2 protein-coding genes and 2 pseudogenes are annotated in these 3,145 nt (G+C 76.9%); all 4 read left to right on the forward strand.

Annotated elements, in window-relative coordinates; all coding sequences use genetic code 11:
* A pseudogene (locus MNZ39_RS23745) lies at positions 1-493 on the forward strand (hypothetical protein); the annotation flags it as partial.
* A gap of 64 nt (positions 494-557) precedes the next feature.
* Complete coding sequence (locus MNZ39_RS23750; protein ID WP_242341554.1) at positions 558-1,379, forward strand: metallophosphoesterase; 822 nt, start codon at positions 558-560, stop codon at positions 1,377-1,379.
* Between the two features lie 4 nt (positions 1,380-1,383).
* Positions 1,384-2,301: a hypothetical protein gene (locus tag MNZ39_RS23755; protein WP_242341553.1), complete on the forward strand. Its 918-nt coding sequence runs from the start codon at positions 1,384-1,386 to the stop codon at positions 2,299-2,301.
* Between the two features lie 7 nt (positions 2,302-2,308).
* A pseudogene (locus MNZ39_RS23760) lies at positions 2,309-3,145 on the forward strand (hypothetical protein); the annotation flags it as partial.

A 3,145-nucleotide genomic window follows, 5' to 3' on the forward strand; every position in this document is an offset into this window, starting at 1 on the left:
CGAGCAGCTCTCCCTGCTCGACGCGGCGCTGGAGGAGGCCGCGCGCCGCGTGGGCGCGCTGCACGACGCGGCGGAGAAGGCGGCCGGCGCGCCGCGCGCGCTGGAGCTCGCGCCGCTCGTGGCCGATCTGCTCGCGGCGTGGGCGCCGCCGCCGGGCGTGCGAGTGCGGAGCGCGCTCGAACCCGCGCTCGCGATGGGCGACGACCGGCCGCTGCGAGCGGCGATCCGCGAGGCGCTCCGCGCGGTGGGCGCCGGTGCGGGGCGGGGTGGGGAGATCGCGGTGAGTGTCGGGCGACGTGGCTCCGAAGCGGTGGTGGAGATCGCGGGGGGCGCCGCGGCGGACGACGGCGGAGCGGCCGCGGTCGCACGCGCGCTCGTCGCGCCGCACGGCGGCCAGGTGGAGGACGAGGCGGTGCCGGGGCGCGGGAGGACGCTCCGGATCGTCCTGCCGCGCGTGGCGGAGGGCGCGCGCCCCGATCCGTCGCAGGTTTGACCTGCGCCGGGGCTGCGATAGCATCGCCGCCGCCCCGGGAGGCCGCATCGTCCGACTCGGCCACATCAGCGATCTCCACGTCTCCGACCGAAGCCGCTATCCCCGCAACGGCTTCTCGGCGCGAGACTGCGAGAAGCACTCCGCTCGCCTCGCGAAGGGGCTGCTCGACGCCCTCCGCGAGGTCGGCGTCGATCACCTCGTCGTCACCGGCGACCTGACGTTCTCGGGCGAGCCCCGCGAGTTCGAGCGGGCCGCCGACCTGCTGCGCCCCTTCGCCGAGGCGCGCAAGCTGACGGTCGTGCCGGGGAACCACGATCTCTGGACCGAGGACTCCGTCGAGACCGCCCGGTTCCTGCGCGCGCTCGGGCCGGACGGGCTCGGCATGAAGAAGGCGGCGCCGAGCTACCCGCACGTCGTCCCGCTCGGCGACGCGGCCGTGCTCGTCGCGCTCGACAGCGCGCGCTGGGGCGAGGATCCGTGGACGACCCCCGGCCGCCTCGGCGGCGACCAGCTCCGCGCGGCGCGGGAGATCGTCCGCGAGCACGCGAAGCTCGGACGCGCCGTGGTCCTCGCCTTCCACCACCACGTCGTCCTCCCTCCCGAGCGCGTCCCCTCCGACGCCCACGTCGCCCGCATGCCGCTCGCGGACGCCGATCAGATCGTCCGGCTCGTCGCGGAGCTCCCCGTGGCGGCCGTGCTGCACGGCCACCGTCACATCGCGTTCCGGGTGGACCTGCCCGGCGCCGCCGGCGCGACGCCGGTCCTCTGCGCGGGCTCCGCCTCGCGCGTCGCGGACGAGCCGATCCGCCGCGCGCGCGCCTACGTGTACGAGATCGATCGTACCGGGCTGCGGAGCGTCGAGGCGCTCGTCTCCGGCTCGGAGTGAACCCATGAAGAAGCTCTTCCTCGTCGCGGTGCCGATCGGGCTCGCCGTGCTCGCGATCGCCTTCCTGTTCACCGGCTCCCGCGAGAAGGCCGACGCCTACGAGGCGCGGCTCGAGCGCGCCCGCCTGAAGCGCGACTTCTCCGAGCGTGCCGGCGCGGCGCGCGCCATCCCCGCCGACCGGCTGCCCGAGTGGCGCGACGAGATCGCCGCCCTGTCGCGCTGGTACTTCGACGAGCTGCAGGCGATCCGCAACCGCCACCCCTCCGAGCCGGCGCGCCCGACGGGCGTCGAGGCCGCCGCGGGCGACCGCAAGGGGAAGCTCGAGGAGAAGGATCGCTCCCAGCTCCAGGACTTCCAGAAGTACGCCGACGGCCGGCTCGCGCTGCTGCGCGAGGGCCGCTACGCGCCCGTCCAGTCCATGCTCGCCGAGGGGCTCCGCCTCGATCTGCTCGCCGTCGAGCCGGGGACGCCGCCGGAGGGCGGCGCGCCCGGGCTCCGCATCGACTTCGCGCTGTGGGGCAGCCCGCGGTTCCTCGAGCGCGAGCGGGGCGGGGAGCGCACCGTCGTGCGGAGCGTCGTGCCGGTGGCGTTCCGGCGCATCGCCTTCCACCTGCTCGACCCCGCCGGCAAGCCCTACGGCGAGATGAGCGGCGGCGGGGAGCCCTACCAGAAGCTCGCGGACCCGGAGCGGTTCCAGGACGACTTCCCGCCCGGCGCGATCTTCGGCACCTGGTGGGTGGAGCTCCTCCCGCGCGAGGCCGCCACCGTCCAGCTCGAGATCCAGACCGACGTCCGCGGCGCGAGCGGCGCCGTCCGGCCCGCCACGTTCCAGGCGCAGATCCCGATCCCGGACGCGTGGAAGCTCCCGCCCGGCGCCGTCTTCCAGGCGGAGGTGCGCGAGGCCGCGGCGCCCGCGCCCTAGGCCCGCCGTGACGACGCGGAAGGCGAGCGGCAAGGGCAAGAGCAAGGGCGAGGCGGCGACGGGGCGGAAGCGCGCGCCGCCCCGCCGGAAGGCTCCCGCGCTCCCGGATCCGGGCGGCGACGCGCCGCTCGAGGAGCTCTCGCGCGACGCGCTCTCCGTGTTCCTCTACGTCGCGCTCCTCCCGGAGGAGACGCGCGCGCTCGTGAAGGAGCTCGGGCTGTCGGTGCCCGGGTTCCGCACCGAGGCGCTCTCGGACGTGGAGCGGAGCGACGTGCTCGCGGACGAGGTCCGCGCCCGCCCCGCGACGCGCGCGCGCGTCCTCGACGCGCTCCGCAAGGCGTTCGGCGCGCCGCCCCTCGCCCGGACGCCCCTCGACGCGCCCGCGGCGGACGATCTCCTCACCACGGGCGCCTCGGACCACGGCCTCACGCTCGCGCTCTGGCGCGTGCTCGCCGATCCCGCCGCGGACGTCCGCGCGCGCGCGGCGCCGCTCCTCGACGAGCTCGTGAAGGAGTACTACGGCCCGCTCCCCGAGGCAGAGGGGCGAGGGGCGGCGAAGGCGGCGCCGCGCGAGGAGGGCCCGGATCTCGCCGCGCGGGTCGCGACCCTCGAGAAGGAGCTCGCCGAGGCGCGGGCGCGCGTGGAGTCGGGGAGGAAGAAGGCCGAGGAGCAGCGCGACAAGCTCCAGGAGTGGCTCAAGGACGCCCGGGCGCGGGCGGCGCAGGCGGTGGACGACGCGGCGCGCGCGCGGGAGGCCATGGAGGCGGCGCAGCGCGCGAGGGAGCGATCCGACGCGGAGCTCGCCGCGGTGCGCGCCACCGACGCGGCGGCGGAGGCGCAGCGG

This window comes from Anaeromyxobacter sp. SG66, from assembly GCF_022690805.1.
GTDB classification, from domain to species: Bacteria; Myxococcota; Myxococcia; order Myxococcales; family Anaeromyxobacteraceae; genus Anaeromyxobacter; species Anaeromyxobacter soli.

Excerpts from the sequence above, each read along its gene's own strand:
- MNZ39_RS23755 (WP_242341553.1), top strand. The coding sequence starts at position 1,384 with ATGAAGAAGCTCTTCCTCGTCGCGGTGCCGATCGGGCTCGCCGTGCTC.